Source organism: Oleiphilus sp. HI0067 (genome assembly GCF_001635735.1).
Genome location: NZ_LWFI01000719.1, coordinates 1 through 347 on the forward strand (window position 1 = coordinate 1; position 347 = coordinate 347).

The following is a 347-nucleotide window of genomic DNA, read 5'->3' on the forward strand; positions in this document are numbered from 1 at the left end:
GTATTCGTCACCATTGTCGATTCGGGAGCCGCCGGCTGCTCTTATGATGATCTTTGCGCATGCACCAGACAAGGCGTTGTAACGACCGGTACGATCAACTCTCACGTGAAGAACGTTCGGAAAAAGTTCAATGAAATTGACGAAGCCTTTAATGCGATTCGCAACAAGCCCGGCTTCGGCTATCGTTGGGAACTTGCTTAATGCAACGATTCGGCATTAAAGCGCAGATCAGTTTTCTTAGCCTTCTGTTACTGGTCATTCCTGTACTGACGTGGTCGTACTGGAAGGAGATTCAGCAAACCGCTATTTCTGCACAGGGCCGTGTTCAGTTGATTGAGACTAAAGCC

The 347-nt window shown here is 48.4% G+C and carries 1 pseudogene; it reads left to right on the top strand.

The features are described 5' to 3' along the window. Positions 1 to 201: pseudogene (locus A3739_RS08025) on the top strand (hypothetical protein); the annotation flags it as partial. Positions 202 to 347: the final 146 nt, after the last annotated feature.